Raw genomic sequence first — 22,375 nt, forward strand, 5'->3', positions numbered from 1 at the left:
TTGGAAAATATAGCTGAGCTATGGTCTAGCACACTTCAATCCATCCAAGAAAAAATAAGCAAGCCTAGCTATGATACATGGTTAAAAAATACGAAGGCGGATTCATTGGAGGATGATACGCTTATTATTTCCGCTCCAAATGAATTTGCAAGAGACTGGCTAGAGAGCAGATATACAACGCTTATTTCTGATGCCTTATTCGAAGTGACAGGTGCCAGACTGAAGACGAAATTTATTATTCCAGAAATCGAAAGTGACATTGATCAAGTGAAGCCAACAAAGAAAAAAGCACCTGATCAAACTTCTGTACAAGCTAGCAATGATTCTCCTAAATCTATGCTTAACTCTAAATATACGTTTGATACATTCGTCATTGGTTCTGGAAATAGATTTGCACATGCCGCATCTTTAGCTGTTGCAGAAGCTCCAGCCAAGGCGTACAATCCGCTGTTCATTTACGGCGGCGTAGGGCTAGGAAAAACTCACTTAATGCACGCAATTGGCCATTATGTTTTGGATCATAATCCGTCTGCTAAAGTCGTCTATTTATCATCTGAAAAGTTTACGAATGAGTTTATTAACTCCATCCGAGACAACAAAGCGGTTAATTTTCGCAATAAATATCGAAACGTAGATGTTCTACTAATTGATGATATTCAATTTCTAGCAGGAAAAGAACAAACACAAGAAGAGTTTTTCCATACGTTTAATACCCTTCATGAAGAAAGTAAGCAAATTGTTATATCTAGTGATCGTCCTCCAAAAGAGATTCCTACATTAGAGGATCGTCTTCGTTCTCGTTTTGAATGGGGATTGATTACAGATATAACTCCACCGGATTTAGAGACAAGAATTGCGATCTTACGGAAAAAAGCACGAGCGGAAGGTCTTGATATTCCGAATGAGGTTATGCTTTATATTGCAAATCAAATCGACACAAACATTAGAGAATTAGAAGGTGCCCTTATCCGCGTGGTCGCCTACTCTTCTTTAATCAATAAGGATATCGACGCATCGCTTGCAGCTGAGGCATTAAAAGATATTATTCCTAGTTCTAAGCCTCGTGTTATTACTATTCCAGCAATTCAAGAAGTTGTTGGGGAAAAATATAATGTGAAACTAGAGGAATTTGTTGCAAAGAAGAGAACGAAATCGATTGCTTTTCCTCGTCAGATTGCTATGTACCTATCGAGAGAATTAACTGATTTTTCTCTTCCTAAGATAGGAGAAGAATTTGGTGGTAGAGATCATACAACCGTTATTCACGCACATGAAAAAATCTCCAAACTAATAAGTGAGGATCAATTATTACAACGAGATATCGAAGAAATTAAAGAAAGTTTAAAATCTTTTTAAGTTATCAACATGTGAATAGTGTGCAAAATAGATACAAACTATCAACACATTATCCACAAGTGTTTTTTGTGCGATAGCTTTATTCTTTATAAGTTATCCACATAATCACAGGCCCTATTACTATTACTACTATATTTTATTAATAATAAATATATATATGACTTCCTTTAGGAGGATTTTTATTTATGAAATTTGTTATCCAACGAGACCAATTAATGAATAGTGTTCAAGATGTAATGAAAGCCATCTCTTCTCGAACTACGATTCCTATATTAAGTGGAATTAAAATTGAAGTTTCCCATGAAGGAATAAAATTAACAGGAAGTGATTCAGATATTTCCATAGAATCTTTTATTCCTGTTGAAGAAAATGGAATGATTCATGTCGAACAAATTGAACCAGGAAGTATCGTGTTACAAGCGAAATATTTCCCTGAAATTGTTCGTAAGCTCCCACAAAAGACTGTAGAAATAGAATCAGATGCCAATCTACAAGTTACGATTCGCTCTGGAAGTGCAGAATTCCATTTAAATGGGTTAGATGCAGAGGAATATCCTCAATTGCCACAGCTTCATACAGAAAATAGCTTTGAAATTGCTTCTGATTTATTAAAAGGATTAATTAAACAAACTGTGTTTGCAGTTTCTACCATTGAGACTCGCCCTATTTTAACAGGGGTAAACATGAGCATTGAAGATGGATCGTTAAGCTTCGTGGCAACAGATAGTCACCGGTTAGCATCTAGGAAAATCCCACTTCAATCAGAGGAAGCCTTACCGCAGATCTCTAGTGTTGTCGTCCCTGGAAGAAGCTTAATTGAATTGAATAAAATCATTGAAGATTCTCAGGATAGCATCGAAATCAGTGTCACTGAAAATCAAATTCTATTCCGGACCCAACATGTTTTCTTCTTATCTAGATTATTAGATGGGAATTACCCAGAAACGTCTCGTTTGATTCCTGAGCAAAGCAAAACTATTGTGCATAGTCCAACAAAAGAGTTGTTGCAAGCCATTGATCGTGCTTCTTTACTAGCAAAAGAAAGTCGAAACAATGTGGTTCGCTTCCAAACAAAGGATGGGAATCAAGTAGAGATTAGTAGTAACTCACCAGAGGTTGGAAAGGTGGAAGAAGAAATTACAGCGAAATCAATTGATGGCGAAGAGTTAAAAATTTCATTTAGTGCTAAATACATGATGGATGCACTAAAAGCAATTGATAGTGATCAAGTGAAAATTGAATTCACCGGTGCGATGCGTCCATTTATTATTCGCCCGATTGACAATGACCAAATTCTCCAACTTATCTTGCCGGTTCGTACGTATTAACCAAAAGACTCTTATCGTTTCCGATAGCGATAAGAGCTTTTCTTTTTTTCATATCCAAACAAAATTGTGTTTTTTATTCCCTTTATTCCAAGGGTCTTTTCGCATAGTTTGTTGAGATTTTTCGTCTGAACTTGTTTCTTAGATTAGAAATAAAACTTCACCAAATTATGAAAAATATTAGCTTAGCGTAGGCAGAATGTGGAGACTCCTGCGGGAAAGCACGAGGTGAAAGCCCCGCAAGAAGTGGGTTTCTTCTGAGGAGATTGAGGCCGTGCCCGCGGAAAGCGGAACATTCTGCCGGAGCGATGCAATAAGTTGAACCTAGAGAAGAGAAGAATTTAACAATAAAGTTTCAGTCTCAATTTAAATCAACTAATTTAGTTAAGAATAAATTTTTGAAAAGAAACAATCTTTTTTAGACACCTATCTCAAAAACAATGTAATAAAACACTGTTTTCTTGGATTTCTTTCTTTATTGTGAAATCTTTAGTAAAATAAAAGGAAGGCTAAAAAATAAGGTGATACGAAATGAATGAAAAAATTGAAATTCATACTGAATATATTCCGTTAGGCCAATTTTTGAAATTGGCTAATATTTTGGAGTCAGGCGGAATGGTCAAAATGTTCTTAGCGGAGAACGGTGTTTTCGTTAATGATGAATTTGAAAACCGCAGAGGAAGAAAGCTTTATCCTGGAGACACGGTAAAAGTGGAAGGGGTAGGCACCTTTCAAGTCGTACAACAATAATTGGAAAGGGTAAGAGTATGCACATTCGCCAATTAACCCTTAAGCATTATCGGAATTATGAGCAACTAGATGTGACATTTGATGACAAGATTAATGTCATTATCGGGGAAAATGCTCAAGGAAAAACAAATTTGATGGAAGCTATCTATGTACTTGGATTCTCTAAATCTCACCGTACTCCAAGAGATAAAGAATTGATTCAATGGGACGCAGAATATGCTAAAATAGAAGGTAGTGTGTTTAAGAGAAATCGCACCTTTCCCTTAGAAATTATCTTTTCTTCAAAAGGAAAAAAGGCAAAGCTTAATCATATCGAACAAAGAAGATTAAGTGATTATATTGGTGCATTAAATATTGTCATGTTTGCACCTGAGGATTTAAACCTTGTAAAAGGAAATCCACAAATCCGAAGGCGGTTTATTGATATGGAAATTGGCCAAGTGCAGCCTGTGTACATTCATCATCTCGGCCAATATCAAAAGATATTAAAACAACGAAACTTTTTATTGAAAGATCTTCAGCGCAATCAAAAAGGTGATCGTACGATGCTTCACGTTCTTACGGATCAGCTCATTGAGCATGCTGCTGTTATCATAGAGAAACGTTTTTTGTTTTTAGAATTGTTAAGAAAATGGGCACAGCCCATTCATCAAGGGATTAGTCGTGGATTGGAAAACTTAGAAATTAGGTATCAATGCTCGGTTGATGTATCAGAAAGCCATAATAAGGAAAAAATATCTAGTATATTTTCAGAAAAGTTTAAAGAAGTCGAATCGCGAGAGGTGGAACGAGGAAATACATTAATTGGTCCACATCGAGATGATTTGGCCTTTTATGTCAACGAAAAAGATGTTCAGACATATGGCTCTCAAGGACAGCAACGAACAACAGCATTATCGTTAAAGCTAGCGGAAATAGAACTGATTCATAGTGAAGTTGGCGAATATCCAATTTTACTTTTAGATGATGTATTAAGTGAATTGGATGATTACCGGCAATCTCATTTGCTCGATACTATTCAAGGGAAAGTTCAAACCTTTGTTTCAACAACCAACGTGGATGGTATCAATCATGCAACACTTAATAAAGCGGAAATTTTCCGAGTGGAAGATGGAAAGATCATTGGATAGAGCGGAGGATTTTAATGTTTATCCATATTGGAAGTGATCATGTCATTCAATCAGAAGACGTTATTGCTATTATAGATTATCAAATTGTATCGTCTTCCACGATTAATGAAGAAATGCTAGTTAATCAAAAAAAAGCAGATAATGTCCAAAACAGTTTAGACGAAGCGATTAAGTCGATTGTGATTACGAAGGACGCCATTTATTATAGTCCCCTATCTGTTCTGACATTAAAGAAACGAACTAGTATGATTTCGACGATTAGCAAACTAGAAAACTACACGGAGTTATTTGAAGAATAATTTGCGGCAATCCGTTTGGTATATAGAAATTTTAAGTTAGAAAATACTTCTAAAAATGTGGGTGAAAGATATGTCGATGGAAGAGAAAATTCAAACAGAACAAGCCTATGATGAAAGTCAGATACAAGTACTAGAAGGGTTAGAAGCAGTTCGTAAACGCCCTGGTATGTATATTGGTTCGACAAATGAAAAAGGGCTCCACCACTTAGTATGGGAAATTGTAGACAACAGTATTGATGAAGCACTAGCTGGGTACTGTGACCATATTCAAGTCGTCATTGAAAAGGATAACAGTATTACGGTTATCGATAACGGGAGAGGAATCCCGGTTGGAACTCATGAAAAAACAGGAAGACCAGCTGTAGAAGTGATCATGACTGTTTTACACGCTGGGGGAAAATTTGGCGGCGGAGGTTATAAAGTATCTGGGGGACTACACGGAGTTGGTGCATCGGTTGTTAATGCCCTTTCTATAAAGCTAGAAGTATTTGTTCATCGTGATGGACATATCCATTATCAAAGCTTTTCTCGCGGGATTCCGGACGAAGACCTAAAAATTGTCGGTGATACAGAAGTAACTGGGACGCGAACACACTTTATTCCAGATACAGAAATTTTCTCTGAAACAACGGAGTATAACTATGATACATTAGCAAATCGTTTGAGAGAGCTTGCATTCTTAAACAAAGGGTTAGCTATATCCATCGAAGATAAACGAAACGATTCTGAAGCCCAAAAGTTTTATTATGAAGGTGGAATTAAATCTTACGTTGAGCATCTTAATCGTACTAGAGAGGTTTTACACGAACCATTTTATGCGGAAAAAGAAGAAGATAACATTAACGTAGAAGTGGCTCTTCAATATAATGATGGTTTTGCTAGTAATATATACTCGTTTGCCAATAATATTCACACCTATGAAGGTGGAACGCACGAGTTTGGCTTTAAAACGGGTTTAACACGTGTCATAAATGACTATGCACGAAAAAATCATTTATTCAAAGAAAATGACCCGAATTTAACAGGTGATGACGTTCGAGAGGGCTTAACTGCCATTGTTTCGATTAAACATCCAGATCCGCAATTCGAAGGACAAACGAAAACAAAGCTTGGAAACAGTGAGGCTAGAACGATTACAGACTCGGCATTTAGTGAGCTTTTCTCTAAATTCCTATTTGAAAATCCGGATACAGCTAAAATTGTTGTAGAAAAAGGGTTGATGGCATCACGTGCACGTATCGCTGCGAAAAAGGCGAGAGAATTAACACGTCGTAAAGGTGCTTTGGAGATTTCAAACTTACCAGGAAAACTAGCAGACTGTTCCTCTCGAAATGCGGCAATTAGTGAACTGTATATCGTAGAGGGTGACTCTGCAGGTGGTTCTGCAAAACAAGGTCGTGATCGTCACTTCCAAGCAATTTTACCTTTACGTGGAAAGATTCTAAATGTAGAGAAAGCAAGACTAGATAGAATCTTATCGAACAATGAAATTCGTACGATTATTACAGCACTCGGTACAGGGATTGGGGAAGACTTTGATATAAGTAAAGCGCGATATCATAAAATCGTCATCATGACAGATGCCGACGTAGACGGTGCACATATCCGTACGTTGTTGTTAACCTTCTTCTATCGCTTCATGCGCCCACTGTTGGAGCATGGGTATGTCTATATCGCACAGCCACCTCTTTATAAGGTTCAACAAGGGAAGGCTGTTCACTATGCTTATAACGATAAAGAGCTGGATAGATTAATCGAAGAGCTTCCGAAGGCTCCAAAGCCAGGCTTACAACGTTATAAAGGTCTAGGTGAAATGAATGCGACCCAATTGTGGGAAACAACCATGGATCCAGAGTCAAGAACGTTACTACAAGTTGGCTTAGAAGATGCTATGGATGCCGATCAAATTTTTGACATGTTGATGGGAGATAAAGTAGAACCGCGAAGAAACTTTATTCAAGACAATGCTCAATATGTGAAGAATTTAGACGTATAAAAGGATGTTCAAAAAGTCCGGTAATCAAAGCTGTGCCGTCTAAACTGTAAAGAAGGCTGGCGATTGACGAACGGAAGGAGGAAAAGCCTTAGTCTGCACTTATACTTACATCCTATGATGTGTATAAGAGTATGTGCTCCTGCGCTTTTTATCCTCCTTTTTGAAACAGACAATAAAAGCTCAGAAGATAGAACAAGTTGATGAAAATGTGAAATAGAGATAGGTGAACATCGTGTGGGAAAAGCCCCTCATAATGTTATCCGTTCGTTTTTTCTCTTCCTCACCCAATAGGAGGTATTCGTATGGTCGACCAAAATCGTCCACAAGTTCAAGAAATTAATATCGGTCAAGAGATGAGAACGTCCTTCCTTGACTATGCGATGAGTGTTATCGTTTCCCGTGCTCTCCCGGATGTTCGTGATGGACTTAAGCCTGTACATCGTAGAATTTTATATGCGATGAACGATTTAGGAATGCACGCGGATAAAGCCTATAAAAAATCTGCCCGTATTGTTGGGGATGTTATCGGTAAGTACCACCCACACGGTGATTCAGCGGTTTACGAAGCGATGGTGCGTATGGCCCAGGACTTCAGTTATCGCTATATGCTAGTGGATGGACATGGAAACTTCGGTTCTGTTGATGGGGACCCAGCAGCAGCCATGCGTTATACAGAAGCTAAGATGTCTAAAATCTCGATGGAGTTACTGCGAGATATCAATAAAGATACCATTGATTATCGGGATAACTATGATGGTTCAGAACGGGAACCATCTGTTCTTCCATCTCGTTTTCCAAATCTGTTAGTGAACGGTGCTTCTGGAATTGCGGTTGGAATGGCAACTAACATTCCGCCCCATAATCTAAGCGAAACGATCGATGCGGTTCTTGCTGTTAGTAAGGATCCAGATATAACGATTGATGAATTAATGGAAAGCTATATCTTTGGCCCAGATTTCCCAACTTCGGGACAAATTTTGGGTCGAAGCGGTATTCGAAAAGCATTTGAAACTGGAAGAGGTTCGATTACCATCCGTGCGAAAACAGAAATTGTGGAGCATGCGAATGGAAAGTCTACTATTCTGGTTACGGAATTACCTTATCAAGTAAACAAAGCGAGGCTTGTAGAGAAAATAGCGGAGCTAGCTCGCGATAAAAAAATTGATGGAATCACCGATTTGCGAGATGAATCGGATCGTAATGGTATGCGTGTAGTTATTGAACTACGTCGCGATGCAAACCCGAATGTGATCTTAAATAATTTATATAAGCTAACTTCCTTACAGTCTACTTTCGGGATTAATATGCTGGCATTAGTTGACGGACAACCGAAAGTTTTAAACTTAAAACAAGCGTTACAGTACTATTTAGATCATCAAAAGGTTGTCATCCGTCGCCGTACAGAATATGAATTAAAGAAGGCAGAAGCGAGAGCTCATATTCTTGAAGGTTTACGGATTGCTTTAGATCATTTAGATGAAGTAATTGCACTCATTCGCCAATCGAAAACAACTGATATTGCTCGAGAAGGTTTAATGACGAGATTTGATCTAAGTGAAAAGCAAGCTCAAGCAATCTTAGATATGCGTCTCCAACGTTTAACTGGTTTAGAGCGTGAAAAGATTGAAGAAGAATATCAAGAGCTTAAAAAACTAATTGCTGAATTGAAAGCCATTTTAGCAGATGAAGAAAAAGTCTTAGAAATTATTCGTGAAGAGCTCACGGAATTACGGGACCGTTTCGGAGATGATCGCCGAACAGAGATTGTAATTGGTGGAACAGACTTCATTGAAGATGAAGACTTAATTCCTGTAGAAAATATTGTCATTACACTTACTCACCAGGGCTATGTGAAGCGGCTACCTTCTTCCACTTATCGTGCACAACGTCGAGGTGGACGAGGTGTACAAGGAATGGGTACGAATGAGGATGACTTTGTCGAGCATCTTGTATCAGCTTCCACACATGATACGATTCTTTTCTTTACGAATAAAGGAAAAGTGTATCGTGCGAAAGGATATGAAGTACCAGAGTTTAGTCGTACCGCTAAAGGAATCCCAATTATTAATTTGTTAGAAATTGAAAAAGATGAATGGATCAATGCTGTGATTACAGTTGAAGAATTCGTCGATGATTGGTTCTTGTTCTTTACGACAAAACATGGGGTATCGAAACGTACTGCCTTGAGTCAGTTTGGTAATATTCGAAAAGGTGGTCTAATCGCCTTAAATCTTCGAGAAGATGATGAACTTATTTCAGTTAAACTGACTGATGGTACGAAGCATATTATGATTGGAACGCAAAATGGTTACCTAATTCGTTTCCCAGAAGACCAAATTCGATCCATGGGTCGTACAGCTGCTGGGGTTAAAGGAATCTCCTTACGTGGCGATGATAAAGTCGTATCGATGGAAATCATTGAAGATGGCTTACAAGTATTAAACGTAACGGAAAACGGATATGGGAAAAGGACTCCAGCCTCTGAGTATCGTATAACAAATCGTGGTGGTAAAGGAATATTCACTTCCCATATTACAGATAAAACAGGCAAGATTGTTGCAGTAAAAGCTGTAACAGGAGAAGAAGATATCATGATCATTACGGTGTCTGGTGTCTTAATTCGTATGCCGGTTGAGAGTATTTCGGTAACGGGAAGAAATACACAAGGTGTACGATTAATTCGATTACAAGAGGAAGAAAGAGTTGCAACCGTTGCTCGTATTGATACGGATGAGGAAGAAGAAATAGAAAATGAAGAGGAACTACAAACAGAAGAATAAACACCTTCCTTCTGATTAAGCTGCTAACCCCTGCTGAATCAAGCAGGGGTTTTCTATAGAAACTTTTTCGCATAGTTTGTTGGTTTGTTGCTATTTATATAGACTGCGACATAAGTGGTGAAGCTATATGCCGACGCTCCGGCAGAATACTCCGCTTTCCGCGGGCACGGCCTCAATCTCCTCGGAAGAAACCCACTTCCTGCGGGGCTTTCACCTCGTGCTGTTCCCGCAGGAGTCTCCGTATTCTGCCTACGCTGATGGGATCTTTCTTCAGAAGGGAAGTGGATTTTTCAAAACTCGATTCACTCTTTTTATCGTATCCTTTATCTTGATTTGACCTTCATTTCGATGATAAATCTCTTTGTGAAGATTTTTATCTAGTCCTCTTGTTATGGCATGTTGATTGGAGTGGAGGGCTGTCGACTCCTGCGGGAAAAGCAACAGTCGAAGACCCCAAAAGATGCACCTGCGTCTTCTAGTAACGCTTCGAAGTAAGCTTCCTCGGTGCAAGGCAGCAAAGATGATTATTCGATGTATTAGCCTGGCTGAGGCGTTGCCCGCGGAAAGCGACAGCCCGCAGCGGAAATCAACATCGCGTGTATAACGAGCAGTTATTAAAAGGATAGTTTTTTGATTAACTATTTACGTCGCAATTTATATCAACTACTCATTTGAGTTCCATACTTGGAAAAGCAACATGTGGATTATAGTCCACTCTACAGGTTGAATGGTAAAACATTAAAAGGGGAGAAAGAACATGCTAGTTCATCCATCACAATTAGTTCCAGGTTGTTTGGTTGTTTCAGATGTAATGGGTAAAACCAATCGCCCTATTATCCCTAAGAATACAGCTCTTGATGAACAAACCATTCAATTTCTGCGTAAATTTTTAGTAGAAAAAGTGGAGGTTTCATCCCGATTGTCTTACGGTGCTCCTTTTATACCAAAAGAAGTCCTACCTGAAGATTCGGATAAGAAGGAAACAGAAAAGGCCGTGCAACCAGAGGAACCAAAAACCTTTGAAGACTTGTATTTTCAATCCGTTCGTGAGTTTAAGAAACTGTTCGAGGGATGGCAAAGTAGCCAAAGTATTGATATCAATAAACTGCGTAAATTTGTCTTACCTTTGTTTGAAAAAATAGATGATGTTGGCGACCAGCTTTACAAAATCCATCAATATTCTAATAAACAGGATTATTTTTACCATCATGCCGTAGCAACAGGAATTTTATCTGCTTATCTATCCAGACAGATGGGCTATCAAAAAGAATGGATCCAAATAGGGATTGCGGGATTTTTGGCTGATTGTGGGATGGCTAGAATTGATGAAGACTTAATAGGAAAGCAAGGTACATTCACGGATCGAGATCTAAAAGAAATGCAGAACCACCCTACTTTCTCTTATCGTTTAGTGGAAAAGATTGCTTCCTTATCTATGGGGGTTAAGCTAGCTGTATTACAGCATCATGAACGTCTTGATGGCTCTGGTTATCCATTGAAGGTAGATAAGTCTAAAATTCATCCTTACGCTACTATTATTGCGGTTTGTGATATGTATCATGCCATGACGTCTGAGCGTGTTCATCAACCGAAACAATCTCCATTTCTAGTGATTGAAAGAATGCATAGAGAACAGTTTGGTAAACTCGACCATGAAGCGTTGCGTGCCTTAATGAAGTGTTTGACTAGCTTTTCTATTGGGACAAAGGTTCGCCTTTCCAATCAACAAATAGGGGAAATTGTTTTTCTAGAAGAAAGTACTCCTACACGTCCAATGGTGCGTGTGAATGGGGAGATTATTACCTTGAAAAAGGATTTAAATTTATATATGGAGGAAATCCTCACTTAAGTGTCTTAGGACCCATTGCTTAATAAGTAACGGGTCCTTTATGTTACCTTTTTTCACTGCTGCTGATACAAAAATTCCCCTAGAAGGAAAGGAATTTTGTCTGCGGTTATTTTTAGAAATTCCTTTATGAATGGAAAATCTTCATTCGCTTTTGTATGGAGGAGGTCTCCCCACCATTCTGTTTCATACCGACAAATCATGCTAAGGTTGTACAACAATAAGTAATGGATCATGACTTCATCATATGTGTGATAGTAGTGACGTTTTATTGGGAAATAGTAAGCCATTTGTTCCCGATGTAATAACAACGGTCCCTTGGAAAGGGCCGGACGTGTTTGATGAAGTTGAACGTCATATAGCTTCTCTCTTTTTTGAATATCTATTTCTCCTAGATCTTTTTCTAACCTCGTTTTAAAGGTGTTTTCTGTTAGATGATAGTAATCTAGCAAGTACTCTGGAAACATTAATATATTTTCTTCTCTATCCCCTACTTTAACTAATGAGTGTTCTTGTCTAAGAAAATAAAACATGTCCGTCATTTCTGGAATGGAAGCAAAAAGCTGCTCCATATTACTTTTTTCCATGTTCACGTAATCCACATGAAACAAATACTTAGAAAAGTACGGGAATAATCCTTTTTGTTGAACTTTCACTTCGTCTTGTAAAAAGGAGTAATCTTGTTTTTTTCTTTTTCTCGTAGAAACACCATGAGCTAAGACAGCTGTATTTTCAGGGTACTCTGGTCTTTGGGTCAGTAAGCATGCCTTAATGAGATGAACCATTCCGTAAAACAACAAGATAGGCTGAACGGTTAAGGGAGATTGTTTTGCCGTTTGGTAAAAGGTATGGCCATGCTCTATATAATATAAAAATCGATAGCTATTTTGAAAACTATATGTATCTGCTTCTTCTATGTTTTGCTTTCGATAGGTTTTTTGTAAAAATTGTTGAGCTGTGCTAGCAGATTGTAAGTAGTGAACAAATTGTTCAATAGATGAAAATCCCATAATTACTCCTTTCCATGGATGTTAACGGTTCCTTTTATAAAAAATATAGTCAAACAATTCTGTATTCTTTTTAAAGGTAAGATAATGGTTGAAAAAGAAAATTGATTGAAGTATTGTAAATAACAATAAGTATCGGTATAGAACGTGTTAAGCCGTTTTTCTATTCTTATCTTAACCAACTTTTTTAAACCAAATAAGGAGGAGAATCATGAGGGAGGACAAATTTGCAAAGGAAGGTTTAACGTTTGATGATGTGCTTCTAGTTCCAGCTAAATCCGAGGTATTACCTCGAGATGTGTCGATTAAGACAAACTTATCTTCTAGACTACACTTAAACATGCCGCTAATTAGTGCAGGGATGGATACGGTCACAGAAGCTGAACTAGCTATTTCTATGGCTAGACAAGGCGGAATTGGTATCATTCATAAAAACATGTCGATTGAAGAGCAAGCAGAGCATGTAGATCGCGTAAAAAGGTCGGAAAGTGGAGTTATTACCAATCCATTCTTTCTAACGCCAGGTAACCAAGTGTTTGATGCAGAACACCTAATGGGTAAATTTCGCATTTCTGGTGTACCAATCGTGAACAATAAAGAAGAACAGGTTTTAGTTGGTATTTTAACAAACCGTGATTTACGCTTTATACAAGATTACTCCATCAAGATTTCCGAAGTGATGACAAGTGACAATCTTGTAACGGCACCGGTAGGAACCACCTTAGAAGAAGCTGGTGAGATATTACAAAAATATAAAATAGAGAAACTGCCATTAGTAGATAATCAGGGAGTATTAAAAGGGCTTATAACGATTAAGGATATTGAAAAAGTCATCGAATTCCCATATTCCGCAAAGGATGCACAAGGTAGACTTCTAGTAGGAGCTGCTGTAGGTGTAACAGCTGATGGAATGAAGCGGATTGAGAAGTTAGTGGAGGCGGGCGTTGACGTGTTAGTCATTGACACGGCACATGGTCACTCACAAGGTGTGATTGATTCTGTGAAAAACGTTCGCAAGCAATACCCTGAAATAGATATCATTGCGGGAAATGTTGCTACAGAAGAAGCGACAAGAGAATTGATTGAAGCGGGTGCCAATATTATAAAGGTTGGGATTGGACCTGGTTCCATTTGTACAACACGAGTCGTAGCTGGTGTTGGGGTACCACAAATTACAGCTGTTTATGATTGTGCTCGAGAAGCTAGTAAGCATGGTGTTCCTGTTATTGCCGACGGTGGAATCAAATATTCAGGTGACGTTGCCAAAGCACTAGCAGCTGGAGCGCATGCGGTTATGTTAGGAAGTCTGTTTGCAGGAGTTACGGAAAGCCCTGGTGAAACAGAAATCTTCCAAGGAAGAAGATATAAAGTGTATCGCGGAATGGGATCAGTTGCTGCTATGAAATCTGGTTCGAAAGACCGCTATTTCCAGGATACCGAAGACGAAGCGAAGAAGTTAGTTCCAGAAGGTATTGAAGGACGTGTTGCTTATAAAGGGCCACTAGCGGATACTATTCACCAACTTCTCGGGGGACTTCGCTCTGGAATGGGCTATTGTGGAGCCAAAGATTTGGAGTATTTGCGTAACAATGCACAATTTATTCGCATGACTGGTGCCGGATTACGAGAAAGTCATCCTCATGATGTCCAGATTACTAAAGAGTCTCCGAATTACTCGGTTTAATAGGTTTAAGCATAAAAGGAAAACTAGCATATCCAAGGGTATGTTAGTTTTTTTATTCCTTCTTTCAAAATGCTACAATTAATCTAAAAGAATAAATAAGGGAAATGAGGTGGAAAGAAATGTTCCTTCTACCAGATAACGATTGGAAACCTATTATCCAAGAAGAAATGGAGAAAGAGTATTTCCAGTCTTTAATGCAATTTTTGGAGGATGAATATCAAAATTATCCGGTGTACCCTAAGAAAAAACAGGTGTGGGAAGCTCTACGTTTAACAAGTCTTTCCGGTTGTAAAGTATGTATATTAGGGCAGGATCCGTATCATGGTCCAAACCAAGCACATGGTCTAAGTTTTTCTGTACAACCTGGACAAAAAACTCCACCCTCTTTACGAAATATGTTTAAGGAATTACAGGATGATCTGAATGTCCCTATTCCATCTGATGGCTATTTAGCGAATTGGGCTAAACAAGGGGTCCTTCTTTTGAATACGGTCCTAACGGTTCGTGATGGGGAGCCCTATTCACATCAAAAAAAGGGGTGGGAGACGTTTACGAACCGACTGATTGACGTATTAAATCAACAATCTGAACCGATCGTTTTTATATTATGGGGAAAACACGCTCAAGAAAAACAAAAGCGGATTGATATAGAGCATCATGATATCATCACCTCTCCACATCCAAGTCCATTATCCGCGAGAAGAGGATTTTTTGGCAGCAAGCCTTTTTCTAAAACAAATCAATTTTTAAAAGCTCGGAACGTAGCACCAATAGATTGGAGTCTATCAAGGGTACAATCTCGATAAGAAAAAAATCGCATTCCAGTCCCCTACAAAAGGAAGTTTCCCTTTCCTATTACGTGTGATAAAATAGCCTAGATGTAAACTATTATTGGTGGAGGTAGAGAAAGTTGAGACGTATTTTTAAGGCATCTTTGATTTCTATCATGGCGGTGCTTCTAACTTTAACAACGTTTAGTGTAAACCCGACAGTCACAAGTGCAGATAGTTTTGATGTTCAAGCAGAATCTGCGATTTTAATTGATGCAGAAACAGGAAAAATTTTATATGCCAAACAGCCAGATATAAAATTGCCTCCAGCAAGTATGACAAAAATGATGACAGAATACTTAGTATTAGAGGCTATTGATAAAGGCCAAATTAGTTGGGATACGACAACCCAAATAAGTGATTATGCATATTCAATTTCTGCAAATGCAGAGTTTTCAGGTATAGGTTTAACCCAAAGTAAAGATTATACGGTTCGTCAATTATATGAAGGAATGGCGATTATTTCAGATAATGCGACAACCATTGCCCTAGCAGAACTAATTGCAGGATCTGAAGGCGAATTCGTAAAAATGATGAATGCGAAAGCGAAAGAATGGGGTTTAACGGAATCTTCTCAATTTGTAAATACTACTGGACTTGCAAATTCAGATTTAGGGGATCAATATCCAGAAGGAACGGACCCTAAAGGACAAGACTTATTGTCTGCAAAGGCTGCGGCTATCATTGGGTACCATATTGTGAATGATTACCCAGAAGCTTTAGAAATCTCTAGTACGATGAGATCTGAATTAGACGGTAGAGAATTGCAAAACTTAAACTGGATGCTTCCATGGGAAGATACGAACTTTAAACAGTTCTATATGGAAGGTGTAGATGGATTAAAAACAGGATGGACGGACGAAGCGGGCTACTGTTTCACAGGTACAGCTGAACGTGACGGTCGTAGATTGATTTCTGTTGTGATGAAGACTTCTAGTAAAGAAGCTCGCTTTGTAGAAACGAAAAAATTGTTGGAATATGGATTTAACACATTTACCAACAAAGAATTATACCCAGAAGGCTATCAAGTAAAGGATGAGTCTGTTATCCCTGTAGCTAAAGGGAAAGAGGATCAAGTAGAAATTGCAACAGCTAGTTATGTCAAAACTGCTATTAAAAACGGGGAAGAAAAAGCGTATGAAGTAACGTACCATTTAGATAAAGACAAGCTTTCTGAAGACGGAGAACTGATTGCTCCTGTCAAAAAAGGAGATAAAGTCGGTACGATGGAAGTTACTTATACAGGAGAAAATGATTATGGCTACGTGTTAGATAAAGGGAAAAGTCAAACGGTAGATTTAGTGGCTACTTCAACCGTAGAAAAAGCAAATTGGTTTATGTTAACAATGGGTTCTATCGGAGATTTCTTCTCTAATCTATTCTCTGGTATCGCAGATACCGTAAAAGGATGGTTCTAACAAAACGTAAAATGTATCACATATCGGAATTCACACCTAAATAGTTGGGTATTTTTCCAATTTACGATACAATATATCTTATATTTAAACATGCCTCGATTTGCTAGTAAAGAACAGGCAGTATCATAGAGAAAAATGGAGGAATTATCAGATGTCTAACCTAGGTACAGATCGTGTAAAACGTGGAATGGCGGAGATGCAAAAAGGCGGCGTTATTATGGACGTAGTCAACGCTGAACAAGCGAAAATCGCGGAGGAAGCTGGAGCAGTTGCTGTTATGGCACTTGAAAGAGTTCCTTCTGATATTCGTGCAGCAGGCGGCGTAGCGAGAATGGCAGACCCTACTATTGTAGAAGAGGTTATGAATGCTGTATCCATTCCTGTTATGGCAAAAGCGCGTATTGGTCACATTGTAGAAGCACGTGTTTTAGAAGCAATGGGCGTAGATTATATTGATGAGAGTGAAGTATTAACACCAGCAGATGAAGTGTTCCACTTAAACAAACGCGAATATACGGTTCCTTTTGTTTGTGGATGTCGGGACCTTGGTGAAGCAGCACGTCGTATCGGAGAAGGTTCTTCCATGCTTCGTACAAAAGGGGAGCCTGGAACAGGAAACATTGTAGAAGCGGTTCGCCACATGCGTGAAGTACAAGCTCAAATCCGTCAACTCGTTGGTATGACAGAAGATGAAGTGATGACATTTGCGAAAAACCTTGGTGCTCCCTACCATGTTTTATTAGAAATTAAAGAAAACGGCAAGCTACCAGTTGTAAACTTTGCTGCAGGTGGAGTAGCAACTCCAGCAGATGCAGCGTTGATGATGCAGCTTGGTGCGGACGGCGTTTTCGTTGGATCTGGTATCTTTAAATCCGATAATCCTGAAAAATTTGCAAAAGCAATCGTGGAAGCAACCACTCACTACGAAGATTACGAGTTGATTGGTAGACTTTCCAAAGGACTTGGAACTGCTATGAAAGGGATTGAAATTAGCAGTTTAACTCCTGAGCAACGTATGCAAGATCGTGGCTGGTAAAAGATAAAGATTAGAGGTTGTTCTATAGCTTGGAACAGCCACTTACTAGTCTACAAAGGGGAATACACGTCATGACAAAAATAGGTGTACTTGGCCTTCAAGGTGCTGTCCGGGAGCATGTTCGTTCCGTTGAAGCATCTGGTGCGGAAGGAATCGTCATAAAGAGAAAAGAGCAATTAGAGGAAATCGATGGATTAATTCTTCCTGGTGGGGAAAGTACTACGATGAGAAGATTAATTGACAAGTATGATTTCTTAGATGCTTTGAAGCAATTTGGACAAGCAGGAAAACCAATCTTCGGTACATGTGCAGGAATGATCCTGTTAGCGAAAGATATTGCGGGGCAAGATTTTGCTCACTTAGAGCTTATGGATATGAAGGTAGAGCGCAATGCATTTGGACGTCAGAAAGAAAGCTTCGAGACGAAGCTTCCGATTAAAGGAATAGCAGAAGACTTTGATGCTGTCTTTATCCGTGCGCCTTATGTATTGGAAGTTGGCGATGATGTGGAAGTGCTTGCTTCCTTTAATGGAAATATAGTAGCCGCTCAGCAAGACCAATTTTTATGCTGTGCTTTTCACCCAGAGTTAACCGATGATCACCGTGTAACGGAGCATTTTGTTCAAATGGTCAAAGAAAGATCTTAAGGAAACTTGCAAGTCATCCCTAAGATTTGTTATCCTATATTAAAATTAGATGAATGAACGAATTGGTATGATAGGAACAAGTAACAAGTGTCCTCTCTCAAGAGAGTCGATGGCTGGTGGAAATCGACGGGAGTAGCTTGTGAATCCATCCTTGATCAGGCTTATGAAAAGTAGGCCCGGTTAGCACCGTTACAGTGAAGTGAGCCGGAAGACAGAAGTCTTCAATCAGGGTGGTATCGCGGGAATTTAAACTCTCGTCCCTATATCTATTAGGGATGGGAGTTTTTTATTGTATAATACCGTTCATTAAGGAGGAAGCGTCATGTTGGATTTAAAGTATTTAAGAGCTAATTATGATGAAATAAAAGAAAAGCTATCTAAGCGTGGAGAAGATCTAACAGACTTAGGTAAATTTGGGGATTTAGATGAAAAAAGAAGAGAATTGATTGCCGAAACCGAAGAACTAAAAGCAAAAAGAAATGATGTTTCTAAACAAATTTCTGTCTTGAAAAAAGAAAAGAAAGACGCAGAAGCACTTATTGTTGAAATGCGAGAAGTTGGGGATAAGGTTAAGGCATTGGATACAGAGTTAAAAGAAGTAGAAGAACAGCTAGAGCATTTACTTTTATCTATCCCGAACATTCCACATGAAAGTGTTCCATTTGGAGATAGCGAAGACGATAATGTAGTTGCACGTACTTGGGGTGAGGTTCCTAGCTTTGAATATGAAGCAAAGCCACATTGGGATTTAGCTACCGAATTAGATATTTTAGACTTTGAAAGAGCGGCAAAGGTTACGGGAAGTAGATTTGTCTATTATAAGGGACTAGGTGCTAGACTAGAACGAGCATTACTGAATTTTATGATGGACTTACATGCAGATGAACACGGCTATCAGGAAATGCTACCACCATATATGGTAAATCGCACAAGCATGACAGGAACAGGACAACTCCCAAAATTTGAAGAAGATGCCTTTCAAATTGAAGACTGGGATTACTTCTTAATTCCAACAGCAGAAGTACCTGTCACGAATTATCATCGCGAAGAAATTTTAAGTGTGGATCAATTACCACAAAAATACGTAGCATTTAGCGCATCTTTCCGTTCTGAAGCAGGATCTGCTGGACGCGATACACGTGGTCTTATTCGTCAGCACCAGTTTAACAAAGTAGAGCTTGTTCAATTTGTGAAACCAGAAGATTCTTATGATGTTTTGGAAGAGTTAACAGGACATGCAGAAAAAGTATTACAGCTACTCAAGCTTCCTTACCGTGTTATGAGCATGTGTACCGCTGATTTAGGCTTCACAGCAGCCAAGAAATACGATATTGAAGTATGGTTGCCTAGCTATAACACATACCGCGAAATCTCTTCTTGCTCTAACTTTGAAGGCTTTCAAGCAAGACGTGCAGGAATCCGCTTCCGAAGAGAAGAAAAAGGAAAACCAGAATATGTGCACACATTAAATGGATCTGGTTTAGCTATTGGGAGAACTGTGTCTGCAATCTTAGAAAATTATCAGCAAGAGGACGGCTCTATTGTCGTTCCAGAAGTGCTTCGTCCGTATATGGGTGGTAAAGAGGTTATTAAATAATGACATGTTTATAAAAGGGCCAGGTCGTAATAAAGACTTGGTCTTTTTAAATTCTGGAAAAAGGTATCGGGATATTTGGAATAATATGTTAAAATGATTACATAATGAATAGTTAGGTTTCAAGAAGGAGGGGGAAGATTGAAGAGATACCTTTTTTTATTTCTGTTAGTTATCTCGTTTCTTTTAACCGCCTGTAACAAGGAAGGATCAAAAGAGCAAAATCTAGAAGCTTTAAATGATAAGGAAAAAATGAATTATATTTCAAGTGTAAACATAACGGACAGGGAATCTGCAATTTTAGCTACAACCACTTCTTATGCGAATGTATTTGAATTTAATGTAGAGGATTCGTACAATAAAGCATCTGTGTGGATTGAGAAATTTGTAGAGGGTAAACCAGTGGAAGCCAGAATAGGACCGATGACAAAAGATATTGAAGAAAAAGGATCTATCATTTTTACAACTTCTTCTCCACCACAAAAGAGAAATGACATTATCTTTGAGATCGGAATTCATAGTTTGGAGGGGACATCTGCTCTGCATAACATCGATACCATACCAGCAAAAGGATTAGAAAATATATCTAGTATGACGGACAGTATTAGTAGAGTTGATGTTTCTGATGAGGAAATTGTACTGGCTAGTATTTGTTTCTCAGGTGATCGGGGAATGAGCTCCCTTTCTCCAGATTTTTATAAGGATATGAAACATCATATGGATGAATTGAAAAGGTATGAAGTGGTTTATGTGCTGAAAGGGAAGTTTTTAAAATAAATGGGTTCGAACTATTTTGAAAAAAGAAGAAAAATTTTTTTAGATTTTTTGTGAAGAAAATAGAAAAATGAACACAGCTATTACCATGTAATAACCCTAAAAATAATCACTTTTCACTTGTTAAAGGAATTGTCCGGAATAAATGGAATAAAGGAGAACTATAATGATAGTGCTTGTTTATATATTTGCTACTTTAATTTCAGTATTCTTTTTTGGGGCACTAGCTCCTTTAGTAGGCATTGCAGTTGGTTTTTTTGTCCATATAATAGTATTACTTAGTAAGATCTCTAAAACCTTGAATGATTTATCTAATAAGCTGGGTGATTAAGTAAGCCATATTATAAGTTGATGAGACAATAATGGATTTAGATTTTCTTCAACATATAGAAGGAAAAAAAGAAAACTAAATGGCTAAGAAAGTTTTTTAAAAAGACATACCCTAGCATGTTTGACATGGATATAGAAAGATGATATATTAAATCTTGTCGCACGGAGGAGTACCCAAGTCCGGCTGAAGGGATCGGTCTTGAAAACCGACAGGGGCTTCACGGCCCGCGGGGGTTCGAATCCCTCCTCCTCCGCCATAAAAGCGCATATAATTTGGAGATTATAGATAAAGAAATCGTTACTTCGGTAGCGGTTTTTTTATGTTAATCCTAGATGAAAAAAGTGAATATTCCAAAAACGCTTGACATACATTGTAATTGAAGGCATAATACTAAAAAATATACTACATGATTATCGGCTAAGAACTGGCCAGTAAATAATAAACAAATGATAGAGAGTGAAATCCACCGGCTGAAAGATTTCTCATGTTGTTGTTATTGAAACCTACCAGGGAGCCGTCAAGCGAAACTTGACCGTTACCGAACGTTATCGGTTTTAAGAGGACATTGTTTTTCTGTCAACAGAATGCAATGTCAATCAAGGTGGTACCGCGGATAAGCCTCATTCCGTCCTTTTTATAAGGATGGGGTGGGGTTTTTATATGGAATTCGTTTTGAAATAAGAGAGAGGAGGAAGAAAGATGAGTCAACGTATTGCTTTTGTTGGAGCAGGTTCTATGGCTGAAGCCATTTTTTCCGGGATGATTGCTCAACAGTTTGTAGAGTCCAATCAGATTGCTGTGACAAATAGAGAAAATAAAGAGCGGTTATTAGAATTAAAACAGAAATATGCAATCAACAGTTCTTCCGATAAAAAGGAAACGATAGAAGGTGCAAACATCGTTGTGTTGTCCATGAAACCAAAGGACGCCAAAGAAGCATTGGATGAGGTAAAAGGATATATAAAAGAAGACCAACTCGTCATTTCTGTACTAGCCGGCGTGTCCACAAGTTTTATTGAAGAGTCCATTAATAAGAAGGTTGCTGTTGTTCGTGCGATGCCAAATACATCCGCAACGATCGGTTTTTCTGCAACAGCGATTGCGGCTGGTACGTATGCAAAAGAGGCAGAAGTAGAAAAGGCTAATCAGCTATTTCAAACGATTGGAACAACAACTATTGTGAATGAAGAGGATCTTCACGCCATTACAGGGCTATCTGGAAGCGGCCCGGCTTACATTTATTATCTTGTGGAAGCAATGGAACAAGCAGCACTAGATGAGGGAATAGCTTCTGATACCGCCAAAGAATTAATTATTCAAACCTTAATGGGTGCAGCGGAAATGTTAAAGCAAACACAGGAGCAACCAGGCGTATTACGCAAAAAGATTACAAGTCCTGGAGGAACGACACAAGCTGGTTTGGAAACACTCGATCAGTATCACTATCAAGAGGCCTTACAAGCATGTGTGAAGAGGGCAACAGAGAGATCGAAGGAACTCGGTCGTTTGTTTGAACAAACTCCTACGAAATAAAGATTCAAGAATAATGGGGTTTGAAGCGGAAAAGGACAA

The 22,375-nt window shown here is 38.6% G+C and carries 18 protein-coding genes, 1 tRNA gene and 2 other annotated features; of the genes, 18 read left to right on the forward strand and 1 reads right to left on the reverse strand.

Annotation, left to right across the window (positions count from 1 at the left end; translation table 11 throughout):
- The 8 genes from dnaA (at position 1) to KO561_RS00040 (ending at position 11,485) form a co-directional block, all read left to right on the forward strand.
- Positions 1–1,356 carry a chromosomal replication initiator protein DnaA gene (gene dnaA, locus KO561_RS00005; RefSeq protein ID WP_231095068.1) on the forward strand — a complete coding sequence of 452 codons (1,356 nt, stop codon included), beginning with the start codon at positions 1–3 and terminating at the stop codon, positions 1,354–1,356.
- Positions 1,357–1,541: 185 nt separating this feature from the next.
- A complete protein-coding gene (dnaN, locus tag KO561_RS00010) occupies positions 1,542–2,684 on the forward strand; it encodes a DNA polymerase III subunit beta (protein ID WP_231095069.1) in 1,143 nt (380 codons plus the stop codon).
- A 528-nt stretch (positions 2,685–3,212) separates the two neighbouring features.
- Positions 3,213–3,431 carry a S4 domain-containing protein YaaA gene (gene yaaA / locus KO561_RS00015; protein WP_231095070.1) on the forward strand — a complete coding sequence of 73 codons (219 nt, stop codon included), beginning with the start codon at positions 3,213–3,215 and terminating at the stop codon, positions 3,429–3,431.
- A 17-nt stretch (positions 3,432–3,448) separates the two neighbouring features.
- The gene (recF, locus tag KO561_RS00020) at positions 3,449–4,561 is read left to right on the forward strand and encodes a DNA replication/repair protein RecF (RefSeq protein WP_231095071.1); all 1,113 of its coding nucleotides are present in this window, start codon (positions 3,449–3,451) and stop codon (positions 4,559–4,561) included.
- A 14-nt stretch (positions 4,562–4,575) separates the two neighbouring features.
- Positions 4,576–4,860 (forward strand): extracellular matrix regulator RemB, encoded by a 285-nt coding sequence (gene remB, locus KO561_RS00025; RefSeq protein WP_231095072.1) that lies wholly within the window; start codon positions 4,576–4,578, stop codon positions 4,858–4,860.
- A gap of 70 nt (positions 4,861–4,930) precedes the next feature.
- Entirely contained in the window at positions 4,931–6,856 is a 1,926-nt protein-coding gene (gyrB, locus tag KO561_RS00030) for a DNA topoisomerase (ATP-hydrolyzing) subunit B (RefSeq protein ID WP_231095073.1), read from the forward strand.
- A 302-nt stretch (positions 6,857–7,158) separates the two neighbouring features.
- Positions 7,159–9,636, forward strand: a complete 2,478-nt coding sequence (gene gyrA, locus KO561_RS00035; protein WP_231095074.1) for a DNA gyrase subunit A — start codon at positions 7,159–7,161, stop codon at positions 9,634–9,636.
- 757 nt (positions 9,637–10,393) lie between these two features.
- On the forward strand, positions 10,394–11,485 hold the full coding sequence (locus tag KO561_RS00040; RefSeq protein ID WP_231095075.1) for an HD-GYP domain-containing protein: 1,092 nt from the start codon (positions 10,394–10,396) through the stop codon (positions 11,483–11,485).
- 53 nt (positions 11,486–11,538) lie between these two features.
- On the opposite strand, the gene KO561_RS00045 is transcribed toward KO561_RS00040, so the two are convergent.
- Positions 11,539–12,492: a YaaC family protein gene (locus tag KO561_RS00045; protein ID WP_231095076.1), complete on the reverse strand. Its 954-nt coding sequence runs from the start codon at positions 12,490–12,492 to the stop codon at positions 11,539–11,541.
- A 208-nt stretch (positions 12,493–12,700) separates the two neighbouring features.
- Here KO561_RS00045 and guaB point away from each other — a divergent pair, with 208 nt between their 5' ends.
- From guaB to proC, 10 genes are all read left to right on the forward strand, one after another.
- Positions 12,701–14,173 carry an IMP dehydrogenase gene (gene guaB / locus KO561_RS00050; protein ID WP_231095077.1) on the forward strand — a complete coding sequence of 491 codons (1,473 nt, stop codon included), beginning with the start codon at positions 12,701–12,703 and terminating at the stop codon, positions 14,171–14,173.
- 119 nt (positions 14,174–14,292) lie between these two features.
- Positions 14,293–14,979, forward strand: a complete 687-nt coding sequence (locus KO561_RS00055) for a uracil-DNA glycosylase (RefSeq protein WP_231095078.1) — start codon at positions 14,293–14,295, stop codon at positions 14,977–14,979.
- Between the two features lie 104 nt (positions 14,980–15,083).
- The gene (locus KO561_RS00060; RefSeq protein WP_231095079.1) at positions 15,084–16,421 is read left to right on the forward strand and encodes a D-alanyl-D-alanine carboxypeptidase family protein; all 1,338 of its coding nucleotides are present in this window, start codon (positions 15,084–15,086) and stop codon (positions 16,419–16,421) included.
- Positions 16,422–16,572: 151 nt separating this feature from the next.
- Complete coding sequence (pdxS, locus tag KO561_RS00065) at positions 16,573–17,457, forward strand: pyridoxal 5'-phosphate synthase lyase subunit PdxS (protein WP_231095080.1); 885 nt, start codon at positions 16,573–16,575, stop codon at positions 17,455–17,457.
- Positions 17,458–17,528: 71 nt separating this feature from the next.
- Positions 17,529–18,104, forward strand: coding sequence for a pyridoxal 5'-phosphate synthase glutaminase subunit PdxT (gene pdxT / locus KO561_RS00070; protein ID WP_231095081.1), 576 nt, complete (start codon positions 17,529–17,531; stop codon positions 18,102–18,104).
- A 58-nt stretch (positions 18,105–18,162) separates the two neighbouring features.
- Positions 18,163–18,369, forward strand: a binding site (T-box leader).
- A 57-nt stretch (positions 18,370–18,426) separates the two neighbouring features.
- Complete coding sequence (gene serS, locus KO561_RS00075; protein WP_231095082.1) at positions 18,427–19,701, forward strand: serine--tRNA ligase; 1,275 nt, start codon at positions 18,427–18,429, stop codon at positions 19,699–19,701.
- A gap of 138 nt (positions 19,702–19,839) precedes the next feature.
- A complete protein-coding gene (locus KO561_RS00080) occupies positions 19,840–20,475 on the forward strand; it encodes a hypothetical protein (protein WP_231095083.1) in 636 nt (211 codons plus the stop codon).
- A 163-nt stretch (positions 20,476–20,638) separates the two neighbouring features.
- A complete protein-coding gene (locus KO561_RS00085) occupies positions 20,639–20,803 on the forward strand; it encodes a hypothetical protein (protein ID WP_231095084.1) in 165 nt (54 codons plus the stop codon).
- A gap of 163 nt (positions 20,804–20,966) precedes the next feature.
- Positions 20,967–21,059 (forward strand) — tRNA-Ser (locus KO561_RS00090).
- Positions 21,060–21,213: 154 nt separating this feature from the next.
- Positions 21,214–21,439, forward strand: a binding site (T-box leader).
- A gap of 63 nt (positions 21,440–21,502) precedes the next feature.
- Positions 21,503–22,336 carry a pyrroline-5-carboxylate reductase gene (proC, locus tag KO561_RS00095; protein ID WP_231095085.1) on the forward strand — a complete coding sequence of 278 codons (834 nt, stop codon included), beginning with the start codon at positions 21,503–21,505 and terminating at the stop codon, positions 22,334–22,336.
- Positions 22,337–22,375: the final 39 nt, after the last annotated feature.

Source organism: Radiobacillus kanasensis, assembly GCF_021049245.1.
GTDB classification, from domain to species: Bacteria; Bacillota; Bacilli; order Bacillales; family Amphibacillaceae; genus Radiobacillus; species Radiobacillus kanasensis.